At 70.2% G+C, this 24,376-nt stretch carries 22 protein-coding genes and 1 tRNA gene; 9 read left to right on the top strand and 14 right to left on the bottom strand.

Annotated features, from left to right (window positions below):
• The first annotated feature begins 73 nt into the window (after positions 1-73).
• Both BGO45_RS03110 and BGO45_RS03105 read left to right on the top strand, forming a co-directional pair.
• Positions 74-1,213, top strand: coding sequence for a S16 family serine protease (locus BGO45_RS03110; protein WP_292690844.1), 1,140 nt, complete (start codon positions 74-76; stop codon positions 1,211-1,213).
• A 43-nt stretch (positions 1,214-1,256) separates the two neighbouring features.
• Positions 1,257-4,193, top strand: a complete 2,937-nt coding sequence (locus BGO45_RS03105; RefSeq protein ID WP_292690842.1) for a UPF0182 family protein — start codon at positions 1,257-1,259, stop codon at positions 4,191-4,193.
• Positions 4,194-4,412: 219 nt separating this feature from the next.
• On the opposite strand, the gene BGO45_RS03100 is transcribed toward BGO45_RS03105, so the two are convergent.
• From BGO45_RS03100 to idi, 7 genes are read right to left on the bottom strand one after another with little or no spacing between them, the layout of a single operon-like run.
• A complete protein-coding gene (locus tag BGO45_RS03100) occupies positions 4,413-5,303 on the bottom strand; it encodes a prenyltransferase (protein WP_292690840.1) in 891 nt (296 codons plus the stop codon).
• A complete protein-coding gene (locus BGO45_RS03095) occupies positions 5,300-5,608 on the bottom strand; it encodes a lycopene cyclase domain-containing protein (protein WP_292690839.1) in 309 nt (102 codons plus the stop codon). The genes BGO45_RS03100 and BGO45_RS03095 overlap by 4 nt, the downstream gene beginning before the upstream one ends.
• A complete protein-coding gene (locus BGO45_RS03090) occupies positions 5,605-5,964 on the bottom strand; it encodes a lycopene cyclase domain-containing protein (protein WP_292690838.1) in 360 nt (119 codons plus the stop codon). The genes BGO45_RS03095 and BGO45_RS03090 overlap by 4 nt, the downstream gene beginning before the upstream one ends.
• Before the next feature lies 1 nt (position 5,965).
• Positions 5,966-7,522, bottom strand: coding sequence for a phytoene desaturase family protein (gene crtI / locus BGO45_RS03085; RefSeq protein ID WP_292690837.1), 1,557 nt, complete (start codon positions 7,520-7,522; stop codon positions 5,966-5,968).
• Positions 7,519-8,388 carry a squalene/phytoene synthase family protein gene (locus tag BGO45_RS03080; protein WP_292690835.1) on the bottom strand — a complete coding sequence of 290 codons (870 nt, stop codon included), beginning with the start codon at positions 8,386-8,388 and terminating at the stop codon, positions 7,519-7,521. The genes crtI and BGO45_RS03080 overlap by 4 nt, the downstream gene beginning before the upstream one ends.
• Positions 8,385-9,452 (bottom strand): polyprenyl synthetase family protein, encoded by a 1,068-nt coding sequence (locus BGO45_RS03075; RefSeq protein WP_292690833.1) that lies wholly within the window; start codon positions 9,450-9,452, stop codon positions 8,385-8,387. The genes BGO45_RS03080 and BGO45_RS03075 overlap by 4 nt, the downstream gene beginning before the upstream one ends.
• Positions 9,449-10,000, bottom strand: a complete 552-nt coding sequence (gene idi, locus BGO45_RS03070; RefSeq protein WP_292690832.1) for an isopentenyl-diphosphate Delta-isomerase — start codon at positions 9,998-10,000, stop codon at positions 9,449-9,451. Before idi ends, BGO45_RS03075 begins: the two co-directional genes overlap by 4 nt.
• Positions 10,001-10,072: 72 nt before the next feature.
• On the opposite strand from idi, the gene BGO45_RS03065 reads away from it, so the two are divergent.
• Positions 10,073-10,543 (top strand): MarR family transcriptional regulator, encoded by a 471-nt coding sequence (locus BGO45_RS03065; RefSeq protein WP_366515028.1) that lies wholly within the window; start codon positions 10,073-10,075, stop codon positions 10,541-10,543.
• On the opposite strand, the gene BGO45_RS03060 is transcribed toward BGO45_RS03065, so the two are convergent.
• From BGO45_RS03060 to BGO45_RS03040, 5 genes are all read right to left on the bottom strand, one after another.
• Positions 10,527-11,183, bottom strand: a complete 657-nt coding sequence (locus BGO45_RS03060) for an SUMF1/EgtB/PvdO family nonheme iron enzyme (protein WP_292690830.1) — start codon at positions 11,181-11,183, stop codon at positions 10,527-10,529. The two genes, BGO45_RS03065 and BGO45_RS03060, sit on opposite strands and share 17 nt — an antisense overlap.
• A gap of 536 nt (positions 11,184-11,719) precedes the next feature.
• A complete protein-coding gene (locus BGO45_RS03055) occupies positions 11,720-12,235 on the bottom strand; it encodes a hypothetical protein (protein ID WP_292690827.1) in 516 nt (171 codons plus the stop codon).
• Positions 12,232-13,779 carry a hypothetical protein gene (locus BGO45_RS03050; protein ID WP_292690825.1) on the bottom strand — a complete coding sequence of 516 codons (1,548 nt, stop codon included), beginning with the start codon at positions 13,777-13,779 and terminating at the stop codon, positions 12,232-12,234. Before BGO45_RS03050 ends, BGO45_RS03055 begins: the two co-directional genes overlap by 4 nt.
• A gap of 245 nt (positions 13,780-14,024) precedes the next feature.
• Positions 14,025-14,387 carry a hypothetical protein gene (locus tag BGO45_RS03045; protein WP_292690824.1) on the bottom strand — a complete coding sequence of 121 codons (363 nt, stop codon included), beginning with the start codon at positions 14,385-14,387 and terminating at the stop codon, positions 14,025-14,027.
• A 168-nt stretch (positions 14,388-14,555) separates the two neighbouring features.
• Positions 14,556-14,629 (bottom strand) — tRNA-Met (locus tag BGO45_RS03040).
• Between the two features lie 84 nt (positions 14,630-14,713).
• On the opposite strand from BGO45_RS03040, the gene BGO45_RS03035 reads away from it, so the two are divergent.
• Entirely contained in the window at positions 14,714-15,262 is a 549-nt protein-coding gene (locus BGO45_RS03035; RefSeq protein ID WP_292690823.1) for a DUF6328 family protein, read from the top strand.
• The gene (locus BGO45_RS03030) at positions 15,259-16,065 is read left to right on the top strand and encodes a carbon-nitrogen hydrolase family protein (protein WP_292690822.1); all 807 of its coding nucleotides are present in this window, start codon (positions 15,259-15,261) and stop codon (positions 16,063-16,065) included. The genes BGO45_RS03035 and BGO45_RS03030 overlap by 4 nt, the downstream gene beginning before the upstream one ends.
• Before the next feature lie 111 nt (positions 16,066-16,176).
• Here the strand turns inward: BGO45_RS03030 and BGO45_RS03025 are convergent, their stop codons facing one another.
• Positions 16,177-17,382 (bottom strand): aminotransferase class I/II-fold pyridoxal phosphate-dependent enzyme, encoded by a 1,206-nt coding sequence (locus BGO45_RS03025; RefSeq protein WP_292690821.1) that lies wholly within the window; start codon positions 17,380-17,382, stop codon positions 16,177-16,179.
• Between the two features lie 199 nt (positions 17,383-17,581).
• Here BGO45_RS03025 and BGO45_RS03020 point away from each other — a divergent pair, with 199 nt between their 5' ends.
• From BGO45_RS03020 to BGO45_RS03010, 3 genes are read left to right on the top strand one after another with little or no spacing between them, the layout of a single operon-like run.
• Positions 17,582-19,225: a trypsin-like peptidase domain-containing protein gene (locus BGO45_RS03020; protein WP_292690820.1), complete on the top strand. Its 1,644-nt coding sequence runs from the start codon at positions 17,582-17,584 to the stop codon at positions 19,223-19,225.
• A 40-nt stretch (positions 19,226-19,265) separates the two neighbouring features.
• On the top strand, positions 19,266-20,525 hold the full coding sequence (locus tag BGO45_RS03015) for a CDP-glycerol glycerophosphotransferase family protein (protein WP_292690819.1): 1,260 nt from the start codon (positions 19,266-19,268) through the stop codon (positions 20,523-20,525).
• Positions 20,522-21,979, top strand: coding sequence for a CDP-glycerol glycerophosphotransferase family protein (locus BGO45_RS03010; protein ID WP_292690818.1), 1,458 nt, complete (start codon positions 20,522-20,524; stop codon positions 21,977-21,979). Before BGO45_RS03015 ends, BGO45_RS03010 begins: the two co-directional genes overlap by 4 nt.
• 16 nt (positions 21,980-21,995) lie before the next feature.
• On the opposite strand, the gene BGO45_RS03005 is transcribed toward BGO45_RS03010, so the two are convergent.
• Entirely contained in the window at positions 21,996-23,081 is a 1,086-nt protein-coding gene (locus tag BGO45_RS03005) for a glycosyltransferase family 2 protein (RefSeq protein ID WP_292690816.1), read from the bottom strand.
• Between the two features lie 42 nt (positions 23,082-23,123).
• Between BGO45_RS03005 and BGO45_RS03000 the strand changes: the two genes are divergently transcribed.
• The gene (locus BGO45_RS03000) at positions 23,124-24,353 is read left to right on the top strand and encodes a CDP-glycerol glycerophosphotransferase family protein (RefSeq protein WP_292690814.1); all 1,230 of its coding nucleotides are present in this window, start codon (positions 23,124-23,126) and stop codon (positions 24,351-24,353) included.
• Positions 24,354-24,376 lie beyond the last annotated feature (23 nt).

Genomic DNA, 24,376 nt, shown 5'->3' with positions numbered 1-24,376 from the left:
GATTCCTCGCTTCCCTCGGCTCGGCCCCTCGCCGCTTACGCCGCGCGCGAACGATCCGGCAAAGGTGGGACCCGTGACCCTGTTCGACGAGAACGTCTCCGTCGTGCCCGCCCCTCGGCGGCGCTGGAGCCGATCGACGGTGTTCGGCGCATGGTCGTTGGTCGTGGCCACGCTCGTGCTGCTCGTGCTGTCGTTCCTGCCGTCGCCGTACGTGATCCAGCAGCCGGGGCCCGTCCTCAACACGCTGGGGACGTCGCCGGACGCGGACGGGAACGAGGTGCCCTTGATCACCGTGCCCGACGAGAAGGACACGCCCTCGGCGGGGCAGCTCGATCTGCTCACGGTCCAGATCAACGGCAATCGCGAGCGCACCCCGAGCTGGATCGAGCTCGCGCAGGCGTGGTTCGACCCCTCGCGCGCCGTCGTGCCGTTGGACCGCATCTTCCCGTCGGGCCAGTCGACCGAGCAGCGCAACACCGAGAACGCCGCGCTGATGAGCGACTCGCAGCTGGAGGCCTCGGCCGCGGCCCTCCGCCAGCTCGGGTACACCGTGCCGCAGGACGTGGTCGTCGGCACCATCGACGACTCGGGGGCGTCGGCGGGTGTGCTCCGACTCGGTGATGTCATCACCGCCCTCGACGGTGCACCCGTGGCGAGCGTGGCGGACATCCGATCGGCCGTGCAGGCCGGGGGAGGTGCCCCGGTGGAGCTCGGTATCGAGCGCGACGGGGCGCAGAGCTCGGTGTCGGTCACCCCGCGACTCACAGACGTCGACGGCCAGCAGCAGTGGCTCCTCGGCGTCGGCTTGACCCTCAACTTCGACCTGCCCGTGGACGTGAAGATCCAGATCAACAACGTCGGCGGACCGAGCGCGGGCATGATGTTCGCGCTCGGCATCATCGACAAGATGTCGACGGGCGATCTGACCGGAGGCCAGCACATCGCCGGGACCGGCACCATCGACGCCGACGGGAACGTGGGCGGCATCGGAGGCATCCGCCAGAAGCTCTACGGCGCCCGCAACGCCGGCGCCACCTGGTTCCTGGCCCCGCAGTCGAACTGCAACGAAGTGGTGGGGCATGTGCCCGACGGCATCCGGGTGTTCTCCGTGTCGACGCTGCAGGACTCCCTCACGGCCCTCGAGACCATCCGTGACGGGGGCGACCTCGACGCCCTGCCGACGTGCGACGGGACACCCGCCTCGGGATCGTAGTATCCACGGCTCACCCTCAGAGGCGGCCGCCTAGGATGGACGCGTGACCACGACCTCAGCGCCGAACCAGGCCACGCCCCCGAACCGTTCACGACGGATCATCTCGATCTCGCTGGCGGTCATCGCCGCCCTGGTCGTGGCGTTTTTCGTCTTCGCCAACCTCTACTCCGACTGGCTGTGGTTCTCGCAGCTCGGTTTCACCGAGGTGCTCACCACCCAGTGGATCGCGCGGACGGTGATGTTCGTCATCGGGTTCCTCGCCATGGCGATCCCGGTGTGGGGCGTCATCCAGCTCGCTTACCGCCTTCGTCCCGTCTACGCGCGTCTGAGCTCGCAGCTCGATCGCTACCAGGAGGTCGTGGAGCCGCTCCGCCGCCTCGCGATGTGGGGCATCCCCATCTTCTTCGGGTTCTTCGCCGGCTTCGCCGCCTCCGCGCAGTGGGAGACGACCTGGCTCTGGTTCAACGGCGTGGCCACCTCGACCACCGACCCGCAGTTCGGTCTGGACACCGGCTTCTACCTGTTCGGGCTGCCCTTCTACACCACGGTCCTCGGCTTCGCGTCGGCCGTCGTGCTCGTGTGCCTCCTGCTCACCGCCGTGGTGTCCTACCTCTACGGCTCGGTCCGCGTGGGCCAGCGCGAGCTGCGCATCTCCAAGGCGGCGCGCATCCAGCTCGCGGTCCTCGCGGGTCTGTACCTGCTCCTGCAGGGCGGCAGCCTGTGGCTGGACCGCTACACGACGCTCGTCAACCAGGAGGACCGCATCACCGGTCCGGGGTACGTCGGCGTGAACGCCGTCATCCCCGGGCAGACGATCCTCGCGATCGCGGCCGTCATCGTCGCGCTCGCGTTCTTCGTGACCGCGGTGATTGGACGCTGGCGGTACCCCCTCATCGCGACCGCGCTGCTCGTGGTCTCGGCGATCGTCGTCGGCGCCGCCATCCCGTGGGCGGTCACGACGTTCCAGGTGCGCCCGAACCAGCTCGCGCTCGAGAGCCAGTACTACCAGCGCAACATCGACAGCACGAAGGCCGCGTACGGCATCGACGGCATCGAGAAGGAGAACTTCGCCGCCGCGACGACCGCCGAGGCCGGCCAGCTGCGCAACGACGCCTCTTCCACGGCCCAGCTGCGCATCATGGACCCGGCGATCATCGGCCCGACGGTCCGCCAGCTGCAGCAGTACCGCGCGTACTACCAGTTCAACAACCCGCTCGACGTCGACCGCTACACGATCAACGGTCAGACGCAGGATGCCGTCGTGTCGCTGCGCGAGCTGAACATCGGACAGCTCGGCGACGCGGCGTCGTGGCAGAACACCACGCTCGTCTACACGCACGGCTACGGCATGGTCGCGGCGGCGGGCAACGAGCGCACGGACGACGGCGACCCGGTGTTCCTCGAACAGGCCATCCCCGGGACCGGCTTCCTCACCGACCTCAACTACGAACCGCGCGTGTACTTCGGCGAGCAGTCGCCGCCGTACTCGATCGTGGGCGGACCCGAGGGTGGCGAGGACATCGAGCTCGACTACCCGATCGGCGCCGACGGTGGCACGGAGACCCGAACGACGTTCCGCGGAGACGGCGGCCCGAGCGTCGGCAACGTCTTCAACCGCCTGATCTACGCGCTGAAGTTCCAGTCGGAGCAGATCCTCTTCTCGGACTACGTCAACCAGGACTCCCAGATCCTCTACGACCGCAACCCGAAGGAGCGCGTCCAGAAGGTCGCGCCGTACCTGACCCTCGACAGCGACCCGTACCCGACGGTGGTCGACGGTCGTATCAAGTGGGTCATCGACGGCTACACCACGAGCGCGAACTACCCGTACTCGTCGAGCGTGTCGCTGTCCCGCGCCATCGCCGACTCGAACACCCCGTCGCCGACGTACTCGCTCGACAACATCAACTACATCCGCAACTCGGTCAAGGCCACGGTCGACGCGTATGACGGCAAGGTGACGCTGTACGCGTGGGACGACCAGGACCCCATCCTGCAGGCGTGGCAGAAGATCTACCCCACGAGCCTCCAGCCGTGGAGCGAGATGTCGGCCGACCTGATGAGTCACGTGCGGTACCCGACCGACCTCCTGAAGGTCCAGCGCTCCATGCTGGGCGTCTACCACGTCGATGACGCCCGATCCTTCTTCCAGCAGGACAACCGGTGGACGACGCCCAACGACCCGCAGAATGCCAACGAGCTGCAGCCGCCGTACTACCTGACGATGAAGATGCCGAGTCAGGACGCCCCGTCGTACTCGATGTTCACGAGCTTCATCCCGGCATCGCAGGGACAGGCGCGCAACGTCCTGACCGGATATCTGGCGGTCGACTCGGATGCCGGCAACGAGAAGGGCGCGAAACGTTCCGACTACGGCCGATTGCGCATGCTCGTGATCGACGCGGAGACGCCCGTGCCCGGCCCCGGTCAGGTGCAGAACACCTTCGACTCGGACACGACGGTGTCGTCGCAGATCAACATCCTGAAGCAGGGCCAGTCGCAGGTGCTCAACGGCAACCTGCTGACGCTCCCCGTCGGTGGCGGTCTGCTCTACGTGCAGCCCGTGTTCGTCCAGTCCTCCGGCGGCACGCAGCTGCCGCAGCTGCGTCGCGTGCTGGTCGCGTTCGGTAACAAGATCGCGTTTGAGAACACCCTGAGCGAAGCGCTCGACTCGCTGTTCGGCGGTGATTCCGGTGCGGCCACGGGCGACGAGTCCGTCACGCCGACCGACCAGACGGGCACGGGCGGGGACGGAACCTCGACGACCCCGACGGCTCCGGCGGGCGACTACGCGGCGGCGTTGGCCGAGGCGCAGGCCGCTCTGCAGGCGAAGCAGGCCGCCCTGACCGCGGGCAACCTCGCCGAGTTCGCCACGCAGGACGCCCGCCTCAACGCGGCGGTCCAGCGTCTCATCGAGCTCGAGGATCAGGCGCAGGGCGGAACCGCGACGCCGACGCCGAGCCCGACGCCCGGCGGCTGATCCCGCGCACGTGAGAGAGGCCGGTTCCCTTCGGGGAGCCGGCCTCTCTCACGTCCTGCGCCGGGCGGCCCCGCGCTGCCCCCGCCCGGCGCGAAGGAACGCCGTGTGAGCGGCATCCATCCCGTTCGGTGTCCGGAACACGCGGACGAGGAGGGACGGCATCCGTGTGTCGGGGACACTGGGGATGCCATTGCGTCCCGGACCTGAACCGCCGTCGGCTCAGGCGCTCAGGAACCACCACCAGATGAGCAGCAGTGTCGTGCCGAAGCCCGCGATCTGGTTGAGCCAGAGGAAGCGGTTCCAGCCCGCCGTGGCGGTGTCCGACGTGGCATCCGTGACGTTGCGGTACGGCCAGCACACCACGAGATAGGGGATCACGAGCAGCGCCGCGAGCGGGCCGGGCCAAGCGGTGAGCAGCATCACCACTCCGGCGAGCGCGTACGCCGCGAGCGCGAAGCGCACGGTCCATCTCGCTCCGCGGGCGGTCGCGATCGACGAGATGTCGGCGGCGCGGTCGGCCTCGACGTCCTGCACGGCGCCGAAGGCGTGCGAGGCGATGCCCCACAGCGCGAAGGCGACGATCACGGCCACGAGCTGCCACGTCCACGTCGCGCCGGCGAGGACCAGACCGTACACGGCGGGGGAGAAGAAGTGGATGCTGCTGGTCATCGAGTCCGCGAACGGGCGTTCTTTGAGTCGCAGCGGGGGAGCGGAGTAGAACACCACGAAGAACAGGCTCAGCGCCAGGACGAGCCAGGACAGCGGCGACCCGACGATGACGAGGAACACCACGAACGGCAGGCACGACATCGCCGAGGCCCACAGGGTGATGGGGTGCATGCGTTTGGCGAGCACCGCGCCGTGCGTGCCGCCCTTGCGGGGGTTGCGGAGATCGGATTCGTAGTCGAAGACGTCGTTGACCCCGTACATCGTGAGGTTGTAGGGCACGAGGAAGAACAGGATGCCGACGACGAGAGTGGCATCCGCCTGGCGGGTGGTGAGCACGTACGCGGCCGCGAACGGGAACGCGGTGTTGATCCAGCTCACCGGTCGCGACGAGACGAACAGCTCTCGGAGGACGCGTCCTGGGGTCAGTGCGGGCATGGTCATGCGGTTTCCCTCCGAGCGGGGGCGAGCGTGAAGAGCGCCGGCACGAGGAACGCCGCGCAGATGGGGTACGCGAAGTCCTCGAGGGGGGCGAGCCCGATCCGCAGCCCGCTGAGGTGCTCCGGAGGGTAGGAGAACAGGCCGACGGCGATCATCAGGTTGTCGAAGACGGCGGTCAGGGCGGCGAGCGCGAGCGCCGTCCAGCCGGACGCGCGCATGCGGCGCGCGAAGTCGGGTCGACGTGCACTCAGCAGTGTCATCACGGCGGTGATGACGACGAAGGGGATCAGGATCAGCGGATACGTCACGACGGGGTCTCCTCGACCCCGCTGCGCGCCCGTCGCCCGGCGTCCCGTCGCGCCTGCAGGCGTTCGAACACCGTCCAGAGCACCATCGCGAGGTAGCTGAGGAACAGCAGGAAGAACACCTCTTCGAGCGGCAGGTGCGGGGCGAGGTCGATGCCGACGAAGAGGGGGCTGTGGCCCTTCACGAACACGCCGGACAGGATGCCGACGGCATCCCACGCGAGGAAGAACACCGTGCCGAGCCCGACCGCGAGTGCCGTGCGACCGGGTGCCCGGCGCAGTGCGAGATCGAACTTCAGGTCCACGGCGATCATGCCCGCCAGCGAGAACAGGATCGCGCCCAGGTAGATCCCGGGCATCTCAGACCGCCGCGCGCGCCGGCTCGTTCAGAGGACCCGCGGTGCGGTCATCCGCCATACGCTTCACCACGAGCTCAGCCGAGATCAGGCACATCGGAAGGCCGATGCCCGGCAGCACCGAGGTTCCCGCGTAGTAGAGGTTCGAGACCTTCCGCGAGCGGTTCTTCGGCCGGAAGATCGCACTCTGGCCGAGCGTGTGCGCGAGGCCGAGCGAGTTCCCGTGCCAGGCGTGCAGGTCGGTCGCGAAGTCCTCGGGCGCGATGGTCTTGCGCACGACGATGCGTTCGGCGAAGTCCGGGATGCCGGCCCACTCGCCGATCTGCGCGATGACACGATCCGCGGCGGCTTCGATCCGCGGGTCACCGGCGCCGTCGACGCCCCCGCGGCCGCTGACCGGGTCGGCGGGGACCGGGACCAGGACGAAGAGGTTCTCGTACCCCTCGGGCGCGACCGTGTCGTCCGAGGCGCTCGGGCGGCAGACGTAGATGGATGCCGGATCGGGGATGCGCTTGTTCTCGCCGAAGATCGCGTCGAAGTTGGTGTGCCAGTCGTCCGTGAAGAGCAGCGTGTGATGGGTGAGCTGGGGAAGTTCGCCCTTGACGCCGAGCAGCAGCAGCAGCGCGCCGGGGCTCGGCACGCGGTCCTTCCACCACTTCTCGGGGTACTGCCGATCGCCGTCTTCGAGGAGCTGCGTCTCGGTGTGGTGGAGGTCGGCGCCCGAGACCACGGCATCCGCCGGCACGATCCGACCGTCGGCCAGGCGCACGCCGCGGGCAATGCCGTCGTCGGTGATGATCGCCTCGACGGGGACGCCGGTCTCGATCTGCACGCCGCGCTCGCGGGCGAGGCGCTCGATCGCCGCGATGATCTCGGTGAAGCCGCCGCGCGGGTACAGCACGCCGTCGCCCAGATCGAGGTGGCTCATCAGGTGGTACAGGCTCGGAACCTCGAACGGCGACCCGCCCAGGAAGACCGAGGGGTAGGCCAGGATCTGCTGCAGTCGAGGGTTGGAGAAGTCACGCGTGACCCGCTTCCACAGGGTCTGCGTGAGGAGGGGGATGAGCGTGGGGAGCCGCTTCACGAGAGCGGGGTCGCGGAGTCCCTGGGTTGACGAGTACGTGTCGTACAGGAACTTGGACGTGGACAGCTCGTAGGCGTCCTTCGCGGAGTCCAGGTACGCCTCGACCTTGTCGCCCGAGCCGGGCTCGTGCTGCTCGAACAGCGCCCGGACGGCCTCCCGGCCGGAGACCACGTCGATCGGATCGCCCTTACCGGGGGGACCGTACACGCGGTACGCCGGGTCGAGCCGCACGAGGTCGAGCTGTTCCGCGGCGCTCGTGCCGAGCAGACGGAAGAAATGGTCGAACACCTCGGGCATGAGGTACCAGCTCGGGCCCGTGTCGAACCGGAACCCGTCGCTCTCCCACGAACCGGCACGACCGCCGAGCTGGTCTCGACCTTCGAACAGGTGCACGTCGTGTCCCCGATCGGCCAGGAGTGCCGCGGTGCCGAGGCCGGCGATTCCTCCTCCGACGACGACGATGCGCTGCGAGGTCATACGTGGGCCCCTTTCGGTGGGCGTCCGAGGAAGGCGCGGACGGCGAGGGTCGCCTTGACGCCGTCGGGGACACGGACGCGCGGTGCGCCCGCGGGTGCGGCGCGCAGGCGCCGCGAGAGTTCCGCGAAGAGATCGTGTGCGGCCGTGACCGCTCGACGGCAGTCCGGGGGGAGGAACGGGACGGTCGCCGCGGCCGCGGCGAGGTCTGCGTCGATGCGATCGAGGACCTCGGCGCGACGCTCGTCACCGGCCGCTCCGTCGAGATAGTCCCGGCCGAGCCGCTCGGCGTCGTCGTCGAGATCGCGCAGGAAGTTCACGTCCTGGAACGCCGCTCCCAGTCGCCGGGCCCCGTCGACGAGATCGGCGGCGGGGCGTGCCGGTGCCGACATCCCGGCGTTGAGGAACACCTGGAGGCACATCAGCCCCACGACCTCCGCCGAGCCGTAGACGTAGGCGTCGTGCGATGCGTCGTCGTGGGCGGCGGTGTCGAGGTCGGTGCGCATGGAGGCGAAGAACGGGGCGATGAGATCGTCGCCGATGCCGCACTCGCGCGCGGTCCGCGCGAAGGCATGGACGACGAGGTTCGCGCTGAAGCCGGAGGCGATGGCATCCCGCACCTCGCTCTCCAACGCATCGAGCGTGGCCCGCTCCTGCGCGGGGGAGAGGCCGGCGTCGTGCGCGGGTCCGTCCACGATCTCGTCGGCGACACGGACGAGCGCGTAGATGTTCCGCACGTGCGGCCTCGGCCGGGGACCGAGCAGTCGACAGGCCAGGGCGAACGAGGTCGAGTACCTGTTGATCACCGCCGCGGCGGCGTCGTCGGCCGTCCGCGAGTAGAGCTCCAGTCCGGTCGCGGTCGCGCTCACGGGACGCGTCCCTCGACGGCGTCGACCAGGTCGTGCAGCATCGTGCGGCATTCTTCCGGGAGGGTGGATGCCGTGACGATCGCGCGCGCTTCGTCGAGCGTCTCGCGCACGAGGTCTTCCAGCCTGCTGCGCGCTCCGGACTCGCTGAGCGCGCGCTGGGCTGCCCGGATCGCGACCGGACCCGTGTGCGCCTGCGCGAGGGCGTCGCTCACCGCGGGCCACGACTCGGTCTCACGGGCCAGGACGATGAGGTGCGTCTTCTTGGCCTCGCGAAGGTCGCAGCCCTCGTCTTTGCCGGAGACCTCGGAAGAACCGAAGGCGCCGATGAGATCGTCGACGAGCTGGTACGCCAGACCCAGACGCTGGCCGAAGCGCGCCAACGCGGCCCGCAGGGGGGCATCGGCGCCCGCGAGCACGGCCCCCGCCTCGAGGGGGGCCGAGAACGAGTACACGGCGGTCTTGTCGTGCGTCGTACGGAGGATGGTCTCGGCATCCACGTCACGAGCGGACACGGCGTTCTCGACGTCGGCGAGCTCTCCGGCCGCCGACACCAGGACCGCGTCCTCGAGGAGTCGAAGGAGTTCCCCGCGCACACCGGTCGGCAGGTCCGCCAGCGCCACGAGGCGTCCGGCCTCGTGGAGCAGAAGATCTCCGGCCAGGATGCCCGCGGCGTCTCCGAGGAGGGCCGCGCCGGCGGCGTCCGCGCCGCGCTCGGTCCCGCGGGCGCGGAACTCGCCGCCCACATTCGCGACGCCGCGACGCTCGACATCGTGGTCGATGACGTCGTCGTGGATGACGAAGGCGGTGTGCAGGAGCTCGAAGGCCGCAGCCACCTGGTACACCGCAGCGCGGTCGCCCTCGTCGCCCCGCAACGTGTCGAACGCGGCGACGACGAGCAACGGACGGAACCTCTTGCCCCCCTGAGCCGATCGGGCGATCGCGGATGCCAGAGCGCGGGCGCCGTCGCCGTGGTCGCGCAGACGGCGGGCGAGCCGGATGAGAACGGTGTCGACCGCGTCGTCGATGGCGGCGCGGGCCGTCGGGGTCGTCGACAGCGCGATCATGAGGCTGCCCGGATGGCCGGTGGTGGCGAGAACAGGTGCAGCTGCTGCGCCTGGAGCACGAGCCAGGGGCTGAAGGCCCAGGGTGTGGCCTCGAGAGCGGCGGCGAGATCGGCGGGGTCGACCCACCGCGACTCGGCGACCTCGGACGGGTTCAGGCGGGGTTCCTCGTCGGTGCGCGCGACGTACACCGGGCAGATCTCGTGCTCGACGATGCCGCTGGCGTCGACGGCGCGGTAGCGGAAGAGCGGGAGAGCGAGCTCGACGTCGGAGATCGTGAGCCCGACCTCGAAGGCGGCACGGCGGTGGACCGCCTGCAGGACGGGCTCGGCGGGGGCGGGGTGGCCGCAGAACGAATTCGTCCAGACACCCGGCCAGGTCTTCTTGTCGAGCGCGCGACGCGTCACGAGCACCTGACCCGCGGCGTTGACGACGTGGCAGGAGAACGCGAGGTGAAGGGCGGTATCGGTGCCGTGCACACTGGCCTTCGGCGCGGTTCCGATCTCGTTGCCCCAGTCGTCAAGAAGGACGACATACTCGGTCTCGCTCATCGTGCCTCCTGTTTGCTAGTTTAGCTAGCGATGTCAGCCGACTATACCCAGAGCGAAACGGAGGTGTCCACCGTGTCCGCCGTCGACGCTTTTCGTGCTAGCAGGCCCGGTGTGGTCCGTGCGATGGAGTCGGTCCGCGCGCTCAGCGACGCTCTCGACCGCATGAACAGCGGGATGAAGGGCGACATGGACATGAACGCCAGCGACCTCGCGACATTGCGGATGCTGATCATCCGTGAGCAGCGCGGCGAGATGGTGAGCCCGCACGACGTGGCATCCCACCTCCGGATCTCGACGGCGTCCACGACGAAGCTCCTCGACCGACTCGCGGCATCCGGGCACCTGGAGCGACGCCCCCACCCGTCCGACGGCCGGGCCCGCGTCGTGGTGCTCACGCCGAAGTCGCGTACGGAGTTCTTCCGACACTTCGGCGCGCACCTGGCGGCGATGATGGCCGTGGCCGACACGTACTCCGACGAGCAGTTGACGATGATCGCCGAGTTCGTCGACGGGTTGAGCGAGGCCGTCAGCGCCTCCGATTGAGGGCTCCGCGCGCGACGCGCAGTCCGACGTCGTCGAACACCGCGCGCGGATTCGCTCCGCGACGAGCGGAGGCCCGCACGACGGCACGGGCGTCGCTCCACCCGCCGCCGCGGAACGCGCGCGCGTCGCTCGTCTCGGGTGAGAACAGATCCCAGCACCACTCCGACACGTTGCCGAGGATGTCGAACAGTCCGTGCAGGTTCGGCAGGCGCCCGCCGACCTCGACCGGTCCGCGCAGTCCGTCGCCCGCTGTCCAGGCGATCTCCGCGATCGGTCCGTACGTCGATCCCGTGGATCCCGCGCGGCAGGCGTACTCCCATTCATCCTCGGTCGGCAGCCGGAAGCCGTCGGCCTCGGTGTCCCACTCGACGACCTCGCCGTCATACGCGTAGACGGGGTCGCGGCCCTCCCACTCGCTCAGCGCGTTGCAGAACCGTACGGCGCGCAGCCAGCTGACCTGCACGGCGGGGCGGCGCGGGTTCTGCGCCGTGATCCCGAGGATCTCCGCCATCTGCTCCTCCGTCACCGGGTACACGCCGATGTCGAAGGCCTCGACCGTGATCACGCGTCGGTCTTCGCCGCGCTGGTCTCCGCGCAGCACGCTCCCCGCCGGGATGCGGGTCATCTCGACATCGCTCATCGCCGCTCGCCCGTCTCGCCGCCGCGTCGGTCGTCCACGGAGCGGAGGGAGGGGTCGCGCGAGTGACGGGGCATGGACCCAGTCAATCGGTCTCGACCCGCTCAGACAGCCGGGTTGACGGGAGGGCGCCGGAATCGGAAGGGGGATGCCGGTCAGTAGTCGGCGCTCGGCGTATCCCGTCAGGCAGGACGAAGCAAGGGGAGAAGGACAGGATCTGCACGAAGGTCTTGTCGACGAAGAGCGGGACCAGATACCCCTTCGGCCGCCGCTGCACGACATCAGCACACCCGTCTGGTCTTGATCGATGGGTGCCACGACATCGGCCGGCACCATGGCGGCCAACTCCCCCTCCATGTGCATCGCGGCCGCTTTCGCGTCCTCGAGCGTCAGGGATGCGTCCGCGGTCGTCGCGCCACAGGCGGTGAGGGCTGCTGCGAGAGCGCAGAGGAAGACGAGTGCTGTGAGGAGCTGTCGCTTTACGAGGATCGTCCGTGTCTCTGTGGTCAGATTGCCCGGGGGGCCGCGGCCCCCGTCGCTCAGTACTGCTTGCTGGGCGACATTCCGTCCGGCAGGACGAAACAGGGTGAGAAGGACAGGATCTCGATTCCCGTTCGATCCACATTCTCGTTCACGAGATACCCGGCACCATGCTCTCCGATCACGTGCGCTCCGGGTTGCCCGTCCGGAAATGGTGCCGACTTCGCAGTGAATCCTGGACGGTCGTGGTACGCAGCGACGATCTCGTTCACGAGGGCATTGGGGTCGATCGCTTCGGGCGTTCTGTACGCAATTTGTGTTTGACCGGTCCACTGATATGCGCGATCCCCCTCGCAGGACATCAGGACGCCAGTCTGCCGTTGGTCGATGGAAGCCACAACATCGCCAGGAACCATCGCAGCCAGCTCGGTTTCCATGTTCATGGCTGTCGTCTTCGCCTCTTGGAGTGTGAGGGATTCGTCCACGACTTCTCCTCCTGATTGCGTACCGCAAGCGCTGAGACCGAGTACGCCTGCGGTGAGAATGAATGCGCTCGCCCAGACCCTGATGCTCATTGACGAAGCTCCTTGAGGATGTCACGCAGCACTTCACGATTCTCGATGCTGTCGCTGGCGATGAGATTGTGGTTTTCGATCGGACGCGTGGTCATGGGGATGGAGGGCGGCGGCTGGGGCGAGATCACCGCAGTGCCGGGGGGCGATCCGCTGGGGAGGTACAAACTGAAGTCTCCCTGGCGCCCGAAAATGTGGGACGTGAATGAGGAATCGTTCGCTGGGATGCGTCCGTCCCACACGGCGCCGGTCTCCTGGGCGATCGAGAGTGCGTCCGTGTAGCCCCAGTGGAAGTATTCCGAATCGGGACTCGGAGTCCAGCTCGACGGCATCCCTGCGCCAGCCAAAGAGTGCACCTGCGAGTACTTCGCCCCGGCCACCTCCGATGAGGTGATCCCCGCGAGCCCCCAGGAATGGCCCATCCCGTCCTGTTGGGCGGACGCCACCTCCGGCGACGACGAGAGGATCTCATGCTGGAAGTCGGCGACGAGGCGGCCTTTGTCCAGGGCAACCCCCGCGTCGTTGGCCTCGAGGATCCGCGCCGGATTCATTCCTCCGGACGCTACATCCTCGCCGGGGAACAATCCCTCTTTCCACACGAAAGTGACAATGCGTGGATCGTTTGCCTCGAGCCAGCGTCCAACCTGCTGTACCTGGTCGCCGTAGAAGCTGTGCACGCTTGTGTACGTGCCAGGCACGTACGTGATCACGTCCGTCGTGTTTCCATCGAGAGTCCCGATCATCTCGATGATGCTCTGCGAATCCGGTTCGTAGAGGTACAGCTGCACGTCACCGCTGACGGCCCGGTGCAGGTAGTCCAACTGCTTCTCCAAGCGGTCGATCGCCGCGAGCCGCTCAGCGCGAAGGGAGGCGACCTCACCGCCCCGGCCGGCGTCCCGCATCCGCTGGATCGCGGCTTCGATCGCCGGGATCCGGTTCTGGGCGTTGACGGCGTTCGCCGCCACGCGGCTCGCCGGAGGGACACCTCCGAGCGACCCCACGATCACGGAGGCGCCCACGATCAGAGCGTCGAGAGCGCCGGGATTCGAGGCGGCGAGCTGTGTCCACCAGGAGTTGACCGCCGCGGCATCCGGGGGATTCGTCGCGAACAGCCGGCGCCAGTCGTCGTGGGCCGCAAGCAGAGCGCGGGCGTCGTCGGCGGTTCCCGCGCTGAGCCTTTCGAGGATGGCGAAGCCGATACCGTCTGCCACCGCGTCGTACTCGGCCGCCCACGCGGGGGCGGACGGCGACGCGCCGACGACTCCGGTGACGGGCAGGACGACGTCGGGTTGCCCGATGGATGCCAGGTCGCCACGCGCCTCGTCGATCGCGGTGTCTCGGAGGGTGCGCAGCGACAGGCACTCGCTGATCAGTTCCTGGTTGCGGAGGAACTGACCAGGCCCCCACGTGTCGGCGCTGCTCCCGAGACCCATGTCGCTCGACGAGGCCCGGAATCCGCGGACGGCGTGGCGGAAGCTCGCGACCTCGGCCCGCAGGGACGTCTCCTGGGCGCGCGCCAGCGCGAGTTGGTCGGCGAGCTGGGCCATGATCGCGGCGATGCGCCTCGTGGCGTCGGCGAAATCGTCGACAGCCCGCGGGACGACGGACATCCGGGCGAGCAGCTCTCCCGCCTCGGGCGCGTCGTAGCTGGCGGGCAGAGTGTTCCAGGTCGTCGTGATCCGCTCGGCGGAGTCCGTGGTGGCATCGGCGTGCGTGCGCAGCGACTCCGCTGCGGAGGAGAGCGCCGAGGGGTCGATGTCCACCGCGGGGACATCCGCGAGAGTCACGAGCGTCACTGCGCCAGCGCCTCTCGTCGGCCCAGCCCCGGCGTGTGGGGGAGTGCGACCGACGCTTCCGCACCGGACGCCGTGGATGCCATGTCGTCGTCGGCCTGCACATACGCGAGGGCGACCCGACCGGCCGCGGTCACGACGGCGCCGCCGTGCTGGACCGCTCGCGGGCCGGTCCGTCGCCGTTCGTCTGTTGCGTCGTTCAACGCAGAGGTGAGGCCGGGGTCGGCCGCGACGATGCCCACGGTCCGGTCGAGGTCGGAGAGCGCCCCCGTCACCGATTGCTCCAGCGATTCGAGCGCCGTCGCCACCGTGTCGGTGGTCGAGAGGAAACCCGCCACATCGATCGAATACTGCCCGCCCATGCGCTCCATGCTAAGCAGACGCTCGTTCGGAACGCAGGGTCTTGTGCTGATCTGTGGACGACCGCGCCCGCCGAGAGACGTCTGCAGGAGCCGCTCTCGTCGGTGCGGAGGGGCCGCGTCCGGAGAAAGGCGAAGGCCCCGAATCCGGAGATTCGGGGCCTTCATTTGTTGCGGGGACAGGATTTGAACCTGCGACCTCTGGGTTATGAGCCCAGCGAGCTACCGAGCTGCTCCACCCCGCGGCACAAGAGATAAACCTAGCAGGGGATTCGAGGCCTGTCCAATCGGCGTTGATCTCGGCCCCTCCGACGCGCCATGATGCGGGGATGCTGACCCCCACCGATGACCCGCGCGACGACGTGCGCGACGGTCGCCCGGAGAGCGCGTCGCAGCGTGCCGACCGCAACTGGGCGGACATCCTGCAGGAGCTGCGCGTGCTGCAGACGGGCACGCAGATCCTCACCGGATTCCTTCTCGCACTGGCCTTCCAACCGGCGTTCGTCGAACTCGACGGAGCGCAGCGCACGGGCTACCTCGTGCTCGTGGGCCTCTCGGCTCTGACCGCGATCCTCGCCCTCGCACCGGTCGCCCTGCACCGCGCGGTCTTCCACCGTGGCGTGAAGCCGATCGTCGTGCGGTTCGGGCACCGCGCCCTCATCGCCGCGCTCATCGCGGTCGCGACGCTGTTGACGGGCGTGGTCGCGTTCGTGTTCGACGTGGTGATCGGTTCCGAGGCCACCGTGGTCGCCGTTGTCGTGCTCGCCGTCGTGATCCTCGTACTGTGGGTCGTGGGTCCGGCGCTCCTCCGCCGGGCGGGCGGTGAGATCCGTTCCGGCGGTCAGAACCGCTCCGTCGACGAGAAGGGACGCGGATGACGCACGACAGCGTGGGAGTGGCGGTGGCGCAGTTCGCCCCGGCCGCGTCGAAGCAGACCAATCTGGATGCCATCGGCGACCTCGCCCGCACGGCTGCCGCCCGGGGGGCACGGGTGATCGTCTTCCCCGAGTACTCCAGTTACTTCGTCGACCCCTTCGACGCCTCGCTCTCCGAGAACGCCGAGGATCTCGGCGGACCGTTCACGAGCGCACTCCAGGCCCTCGCCGCCGACCTCGGCGTCGTGCTCGTCGCGGGGCTCGTGGAGCGGGCCGACGACGGCCGTCGTGTGCGCAACGCCGTCGTGGCCGTCGGGGGAGCCGGCATCCAGGCCGTCTATCGCAAACTGCACCTGTACGACGCGTTCGGCCAGCGGGAGTCGGACTGGGTGGCGCCCGGAGACATCGCCCCACCCGAGACGTTCGAGGTCGATGGCCTGCGGTTCGGTCTCATGACCTGCTACGACCTGCGATTCCCCGAGGTCTCGCGCACCCTCGCCGACGCGGGCGTGGACGTCGCGCTCGTCCCCGCGGAGTGGGTGCGCGGCCCTCTCAAGGAACATCACTGGACGACGCTGCTCACCGCACGGGCGATCGAGAACACCTTCTTCGTCGCCGGAGCGGACCACCCGCCGCCCCTCGGAGTCGGCCACTCGGCCGTGATCGATCCGCAGGGTGTCGCCCTCGCGTCGATCGGCACGGCGACCGATGTCGCCGTCGCACACATCGATCCCGGTGCGATCGCCCGGGTGCGTCGTGTGAACCCGGCGCTCGAGCTCCGGCGGTTCCGCGTCACTCCGCGCTGACGCCCGCGGCTTCGCCGTACCGTCCCGCGGAGTTTCCCGCCGACACGCCGGCGTCCGACGCGTGGGGCCCGCGTGTCGCCGTCGAAGTCCGCCGCACGGTCCGGAGGTTGGTCAGCCCCGCGACAGCGCCGAGAGCCGCTGGACGGCGTCGGTCAACACCTCGACGCGCTTGCACGCGGCGAAGCGCACCAGCGTCGCGTAGTCGGCGCGGCGGCCCGGAGACGCGAAAGCCGTGAGCGGGATGCCGACGACCCCCGCCCGCTCCGGCAGCTCACGGCAGAACGCGTCGGCGTCGGTCGCGCCGAGGGGAGCGGCATCCACGACCGTGAAGTAGGAACCCCCCGGAGTGCCGACGTCGAAGCCGGCGGCACGCAGCCCCGTGCCCAGGAGGTCGGCCTTGGCCTTCATCTCGCCTGCCACCGAGGCGAAGAAGGCATCGGGGAGGCGCAGCCCCGCCGCGATCGCCGGCTGGAACGGCGACCCTCCGACGTAGGTCAGGAACTGCTTGACGGCGAGTACTGCGGAGACGAGCTCGGCGGGACCGGTCACCCACCCGGTCTTCCATCCCGTGAGCGAGAAGGTCTTGCCGGCGGAGGAGATCGACAGCGTGCGCTCCGCCGCGCCCGGCAGGGTGGAGAGGGGCACGTGCGGACCATCGAACACGAGGTGCTCGTAGACCTCGTCGGTCACGATGATCGCGTCATGCCGGTGGGCGAGACGGACCACCTCTTCGAGCACCTCCCGCGAGAAGACGGTGCCGGTCGGGTTGTGCGGGTCGTTCACGAGGATCACACGCGTGCGGTCCGACACCGCGGATGCCAGCATCTCCAGGTCGGGTTGGAAGTCGGGCCAGCGCAGAGGCACCGGCACGAGCCGTGCTCCGGCCAGAGCCACGCACGCGGCGTAGGAGTCGTAGTAGGGCTCGAAGACGACGACCTCGTCGTCGGGACCGTCGATGAGCGCCAGGAGCGTGGAGGACAGAGCCTCCGTCGCCCCGACGGTCACGAGCACCTGCCGGGCGGGGTCCAGTTCGACCCCGTAGAAGCGCCGCTGGTGCTCCGCGATCGCCGCCAACAGGTCGGGGAACCCGCGCCCGGGAGCGTACTGGTTGACGCCGTTCGCGATCGCGCGGCGCGCGGCCTCGAGCACCGCTTCCGGACCGTCCTCGTCGGGGAAGCCCTGGCCGAGGTTGAGGGCGCCGGTCGAGGCGGCCAGCGACGTCATCTCGGCGAAGATCGTGGGGACCGAAGTGCCGTCGGGGGCGATGAGGCCCGCGCCAAGTGCGGTGCGGCGCCAGGCGCCGGGGAGGTCGTGCATGATGCGGAAGCCTTCAGGGAGAGGGGACGGGGAACACCGCGCCGAAACCCTCTCACCGTAGCCGAGCGGGCACCGTGGAGGACCCCGCATGACCTCGCATTCCGTTCCTGCGACTCTGATAGACCCGACTCATCCGTGTCATAGGAACCGCACAGGCTCCGGGGTCATGGTTGATCTCGCCTGGAAGAAGGAGCATCACATGAGCGACACCACGGACGATCGTCCCGAGGACAACCGCCCCACCAGCGACGCCGCCGCGCAGGGCGCGGTCCCCGCGTCGCACGAGACCACCCCCGCCGCCGCGACTCCCGTCGCGCCCGGTGAGGAGACCACCCCGGCGGCGCCGCCGGTACCGACCCGCTCTCCGGCCGACGCCGCCGCCGCGTGGCCGCCGCCCGCGCAGAGCCCCGCCGCCGGTCAGCCCGCGCAGGCGCCGAGCGCATCGCAGCCCGGTGGGGCGACGCCGCACTACGGCACCCCGCAGCACCCCGCACCCGGGTACGCCTCCGCGCCGAGCGGCGCGACCACCCCCACCGGCCAGGCCTTCGGGCCGGCGGCGACGGGGGCCTACGGCACCCACCCGACGCTGACCCTCCCCGAGTCCGGAGCGACCAAGCCGCGCAAGAAGGGGTCCGGCAGCAAGATCGCCGCGCTCCTGATCGCCGCCGCACTCGTCGGTGGAGGCGCCGGTCTCGGCGGCACCTACGCGGGCCTCGCCCTGTGGGGCGGCTCCGACGGTGCCACCGCCTCGGGCCCCACCGCCATCACCGTCAACGACCCGGGCAAGGTCAACGCCACTTCCGCGGTCGCGGCGAAGGTCGTCCCCAGCGTCGTCACCATCAGCGCGAGCGCCGGCTCGTCGGGCGGCACCGGTTCCGGTGTCATCCTGAGCGCGGACGGGTACGTGCTCACCAACACGCACGTCGTGACGCTCGACGGCCAGACGGGGGATGCCACACTCTCCGTCACCAGTGCAGACGGCCGCGTCTACAAGGCCAAGCTCGTCGGCACCGACCCCACCTACGACCTCGCGGTGATCAAACTGGAGAACGCCTCCGGCCTGACCCCGGTCGAATGGGGCGACTCCTCGAAGCTCAACGTCGGTGACGCGACCATCGCGATCGGTGCCCCGCTCGGCCTGCCGAACACGGTGACCACCGGCATCGTCAGTGCTCTGAACCGGTCGATCGAGGTCGCCTCGTCGGCGGCACCGAGCGACGGATCCGACTCGAGTCAGGGCGGACAGGGCAGCCAGGGCGGCCAGCAGGGCGGCGAGAGCCCGTTCTTCTTCGACTTCGGTCAGGGTCAGCAGGGGTCCCAGACGACCCAGACGATCAAGATCGCGGTCATCCAGACCGACGCCGCGATCAACCCCGGCAACTCCGGCGGCGCGCTGGTCGACGACGAGGGCAAGCTCATCGGCATCAACGTCGCCATCGCGAGCGCCGGCGGGTCGTCCTCGAGCGGACAGTCGGGCAACATCGGCGTCGGCTTCTCGATCCCGTCCGACATCGCCCAGCGCGTCTCCCAGGAGATCATCGAGAACGGCTCGGCCTCGCACGGTCTGCTCGGCGCGAGCGTGCAGGATGCCGCGTCGGTCCAGGGCTCGACGACGACCGGCGCCTACGTCGCGGACGTCACCGCGGGCGGCGCCGCTCAGGCCGGTGGTCTGCAGAAGGGCGATGTCATCACGGAGTTCAACGGCATCCCGGTCACGAGCTCCGTCGACCTCACCGCCCAGGTGCGCGCGCTCGCCGCGGGTTCGCAGGCCAAGGTGACCTACCTCCGCAACGGCAAGCAGTCGACCGCCGAGGTGACCCTGGGCTCGATGCCCACGAGTTGAGCCTCCCGCTCCAGACGCCACCCCGCGATAGGCTCGCGGGGTGGCGTCTTTCTCGTTCGGTGCGGGAAATGCGCGAAAACTCCGGCGCATCCCGCTGTACCTCGCGGGACGGCTGCTGACGGCGGTGGTGCCGCGCTCGCGGCAGCGCTGGGTGTTCGGCTGCGCGGTCGGCGTGGCCGACGGCGCTCTCGCCCTCTGGCGGGTCGCACATGCGGCGGGCGAGCAGGCGACCTGGCTCGTCGCCGACGAGGAGCAGGGCCGAGAGGCCGAGCGGCTCGGCATCCCCTCCCTCCGGCGCGACTCGCTGCGCGGCCTCTGGGCGACCGCCCGGGCGCGAGTGATCGTGGTGACCCACGGGTTCGGCGACGTCAACCGTTACGCGGTGGCGGGGGCGTTCATCGTGCAGCTGTGGCACGGGATCCCGCTCAAGCGCATCGGCTTGGATTCCCCCGAGACGACCCGCAGCGCGCTGCTGCCGCGGTCCCGCGCCGTCACGAAGCTCCTCGCGCTGCTGTACCGGCGGACGATGCGCCAGATCTCGCTGCTCCCCGCCTCGTCCCATCTCGTCCGCGGGCGGCTCGAGACCGCGTTCGGCCTCGAGGACGCGCGGGTGCCCGTGACCGGCGAGCCTCGGGTCGACGTGCTCTCGCTCGGCACCGCCGACCAGCGCCGCCGCGACGCGCGCGCGGCGCTGGCCGTCGCGCTGGGAGTCGATCCCGGCGATCGGCGCTTCGTGCTCTACGCCCCGACCTGGCGCGACGGCGATCGCGACCCGGCGATCCCCACGCCGTCGGACCAGGACCGCATCGACGCGGTGCTCGAACGTCACGATGCCGTGCTGATCGTGCGGCCCCACCCGCTCGGGGAGGGGGAGTACCGTCTCTCCGGGAGCCGCGTGCGGATGCTGGGCAGCGACCTCGTCGCCGACGTCACCCCACTGCTGCCGGCGTTCGACGCGCTGGTCACGGATTACTCATCGCTCGCGTTCGACGCCGGACTCGTGCCGCTCCCGGTGGTGTTCTTCGCCCCCGACCTGGAGGCGTACACGGCCCGTCGGGGACTCTACGGCCGCTACCGCGACGTGGCCGGGGACGAGCCGGCGCGAACCTGGGAGAGCGCGCTCGCGCGGGTCGACGGCGTCCTGGACGACCCGGCCGACGCCCGGGACGCCTCGCGTCGATTGAGCGCCGTCGTCCACGCCCACCACGACGGACGCAACGCCGAGCGCGTCCATCGTGCGATCCGCGCCCGGCTGACCCCCCGTCGCCCCGCGGCGCGCCCGAGGAGGACCACCGCATGACCGATGTGCGATTCGCCCTGCAGGACGGGCGCGCCCTGCTCGAACTCACGGGGACGGGACCGCGGCCGGCGGGCGTGACGCTGGAGGGGGCGCGTGCCCGGGTCACGGGGCGCCTGCACGGGCGCGGGCGCACCTGGCGCGCGGAGATCCCGCTGCGTGCCGCACGGTGGGGCGGGCCCGAGCTGCCGCTGCCCACGGGCGACTACCGCCTGCACATCGACCCGGGTGAGGCGACGGATGCGGCACCCCCCGCGGCCTCCCTGCCGCTGACGCAGCTTCCCAGCCTCCGGGCGGAGTGGGATGGCTCGCGGCTGCGGGTCGGACCCCCCGTCGACCCCGCGTACGACTCCGGCGAAGGCCAGGCGGCGCTCGAACGGCGGTACGCGACGTCGCGGCACCCGCTGGAGAACGCGGTGTTCTTCGAGAGCTTCTACGGACGCACGGCGGGCTGCAACCCGCTCGCCATCGACCGCGAGCTCGCGCGCGCCGCCCCCGGGGTCACGCGCTACTGGAGTGTCGTCGACCTGTCGGTGCAGGTGCCCGAGGGAGCCGTCGCCGTCGTGGAGGGCAGCCCCGAATGGTGGCGTGCCCGGGCGGCGGCGCGGCTTCTCGTCGTCAACGACTGGCTCCGACGCAAGTTCGTCCGCAAGGCCGGCCAGCGGGTGCTGCAGACCTGGCACGGCACACCGCTCAAACGGCTCGCTCTGCACCGTCCCGGCTTCGACCCGCGTCGAGTCCTGGCCGTCCTTCGCGAGAGCCGGCGCTGGGACGTGCTGCTGGCGCAGAGCCCCTATGCCGCGCGCGTGCTCTCCCGCGCGTACGCGTTCGGGCGGCGCCCCGTCTGGGTCGAGGGGTACCCGCGCAACGACGTGCTGCAGGGCGACGACGGGGTCGTCACGCGCCGTGCCCTGGGGATCGGTGCGGAGGAGCGCGTCCTGCTCTACGCGCCGACCTGGCGCGACGATCGGACGGCCATGGTCGACTTCCTCGATCCGGCGGCCCTGGCCCGCGCAACCGACGCCGTCGTCCTGGTCCGAGGACACACCCGCACGCTGCACCCCGGCGAGGACGCCCGCGGACCCCGCGTGATCGACGTCACCGGGTACCCGGACACGGCCCGCCTCCTCGCGGCATCCGACGCCCTCATCACCGACTATTCGTCCGTGATGTTCGACTTCGCCATCACCGGCAGGCCGATGTACTTCCTCGTCCCCGACCTCGAGCACTACCGCGGCGAGGTGCGGGGGTTCTACTTCGACCTTCTGGATGCGGCACCGGGACCGGTCGTCCGTTCGCAGCATGAGCTCGAACGCGCCATCGCCGAGGTCGACACGACGATCTTCCGCGAACGCTACGAAAGGTTCCAGCGGGTGTTCGTCGCCCGTGAGGACGGTCGGGCCGGCGAGCGGGTCGTCGCGCGGCTGCTCGACCAGGGATTCGTCGACCGGGAGTGAGACGGATGCCGCGTGCTCAGGGCAGCGGGGTGTTGCGGCCGTCGAGCCGCGAGGTGTCGACGGTGTCGCGCGCCCCGCGCACGACGCCCCACAGGAACCCGGTTCCCCAGGGGAGGTGCATCGACGGCAGGACGGCCGCCGTCCACATCCGGTCGCGCCAGCCCTGACCTCCGCCGCGCCCCAGCGCGACCACCGCGACGAGCGTCGCGTACGCGGCGACGGGCCCGTGCACGACGTGTGTCGCAGGGGAGCGGACGACGCCGAGGACCTGCAGCACCGCGACCGCGAGCGACAGCGCGGCCGAGACGACGAGCACCGGGGGAGCGAAGAACCGCAGCGAGTTGCGGCGACCGTACCGCCGGACCAGCTCGCCGCGCCAGGCTCCCGTCGCGCGGAACTGCCGCACGAGCCGCGTCCAGCTCTCCCGCGGCCAGTAGACCACCGACAGGGCCGGATCGAACCACACTCTGTAGCCGGCACGACGGATCCTCAGATTGAGCTCCCAGTCCTCACCGCGGCGGAGGGACTCGTCGAACCCGCCCACCTCCTCCAGCACGCGGCGCCGGAACACTCCGAGATACGCTGACTCGGCCGGCCCCTCCTCGGTGCCCCCGTGGTAGGCGCCGCCGCCGAGCCCGACGGGCGAGTTGTAGGCACGCGCGACCGCCCGCTGGAACGGAGATCGCCCGTCCGCCCGCATCACCCCGCCGACGTTCGCCGCGCGGGTCCGCCGGAGCGTTGCGAGGGCGCGTCGTGCGTATCCGGGGCGGAGCTCGGAGTGCGCGTCCACGCGCACGATCGTCGGAAAACGGCTCGCGCGGATCGCGAGGTTCAGTCCGACCGGGATGTCGGCGGCGGGATTGTCCACCAGCACGACCCGGGGGTCCTCGGCGGCGATGTCCCGGGCGATCTCGCCACTGGCATCCGTCGACGGCCCGAGCGCCAGCACGAGCTCGACCGGGCCCGGAACGTCCTGGGACAACGTCGATGCCACCGCGCGACGCAGGTACCGCTCTTCGTTGAGGACGGGCATGACGAAGCTCACGCCGGCGTCGTCGGGGGGAACGGGCGCGTCTCGGCGGCCGGGGGTCGCGAGGTGCATCACTCCATCGTTTCACGCCGACCTGGCCGGTACCCTGGAACGATGCCCCTCGCCCGCGACGCCCGTCTCGCCGTCGGGCTCCTCCGCAAGGCCCTGGCCACCCGCCGTGCCCGCACCGACCTGCGCCGCGCGCTCGCCGAACGCGGGCCCCTGCCCCGGAACCGCTTCCGCATCGCGGTGTACTTCGCCGACGGTCCCGTGAACATGTACCAGATCCGCCAGTGGTACGCGCCGCTGCAGGAGCTCGCGCGCGAGTGGCCGGTCGTCGTGATCGCCCGCGCCATCCGCGGCGCGGACGCGCTCCTCCGCGACGACGCCCTCCCGGTCGCCTACGCCCCGACGGTGCGGGATGTCGAGCAGGTGCTCGACGAGCAGGACATCCGGATCGTCTTCTACGTCAACCAGAACACCCGCAACTTCCAGATGTTCCGGTACGGGCGCCGCTGGCACGTGTTCATCAACCACGGCGAGTCCGACAAGATGTACATGACGACGAACCAGTTCACCGCCTACGACTACGCGTTCGTCGCCGGCGAGGCCGCCCGGGCGCGCTTGTCCCGCACCCTGTGGGACTACGACCTCGACCGCCGGACCTTCTCCATCGGCCGCCCGCAGGCCGATCACTACTCGGGCGACCTCCCGTACACACCCGACGACCGCCGGGTCGTGCTGTACGCCCCCACGTGGGAGGGCGACCGACCTGCGGCCCACTACGGCTCGATCGTCACGCACGGCGAAGCGCTCGTCGGCGCACTCCTCGCCGCGGGACGTCATCGGGTGATCTACCGCCCCCATCCCCGGTCCGGAGTGGTCGACCCGGCCTACGGCGACGCGAACGCACGCATCGTCGCGGCCCTCGCCGCCGCCAATGCCGCGGACCCCGCAGCGCAGCACGTCCACGACACCGGGCCCGACCTCGGCTGGCAGCTCGCGGCCGCCGACCTCGCCGTGGTCGACATCTCGGCGATGGTGTACGACCGGCTCGCCGCAGGCAAGCCCCTGCTGATCAGCCGGCCCGTCGACCCCGAGGCGCTCGTCGACGACACCGGGTATCTCGCGGATGCCGAGTGGCTGGATGCCGATTCCGCCGACGACATCGTCGCGCGGACCGATCGGGTGCTCGGCGACCCCGACGCGGTCGCGCGCCTGGACCACTGGGTGCGGTACTACTTCGGCGACACCGCTCCCGGTGCGTCGACCGAACGCTTCCACGCCGCGGTCCGCACGCTCATGGACCGCTGGGAGAGCTGGGACGCGGGCGTCCCCGCCTGATCCCCGCGGGCGGGACGGCCTCC

Source organism: Microbacterium sp. 71-36, from assembly GCF_001898305.1.
GTDB lineage: Bacteria > Actinomycetota > Actinomycetes > Actinomycetales > Microbacteriaceae > Microbacterium.
Note: the sequence above shows the minus strand (reverse complement) of the source record. Positions and strands in the feature narration are given on the sequence as shown.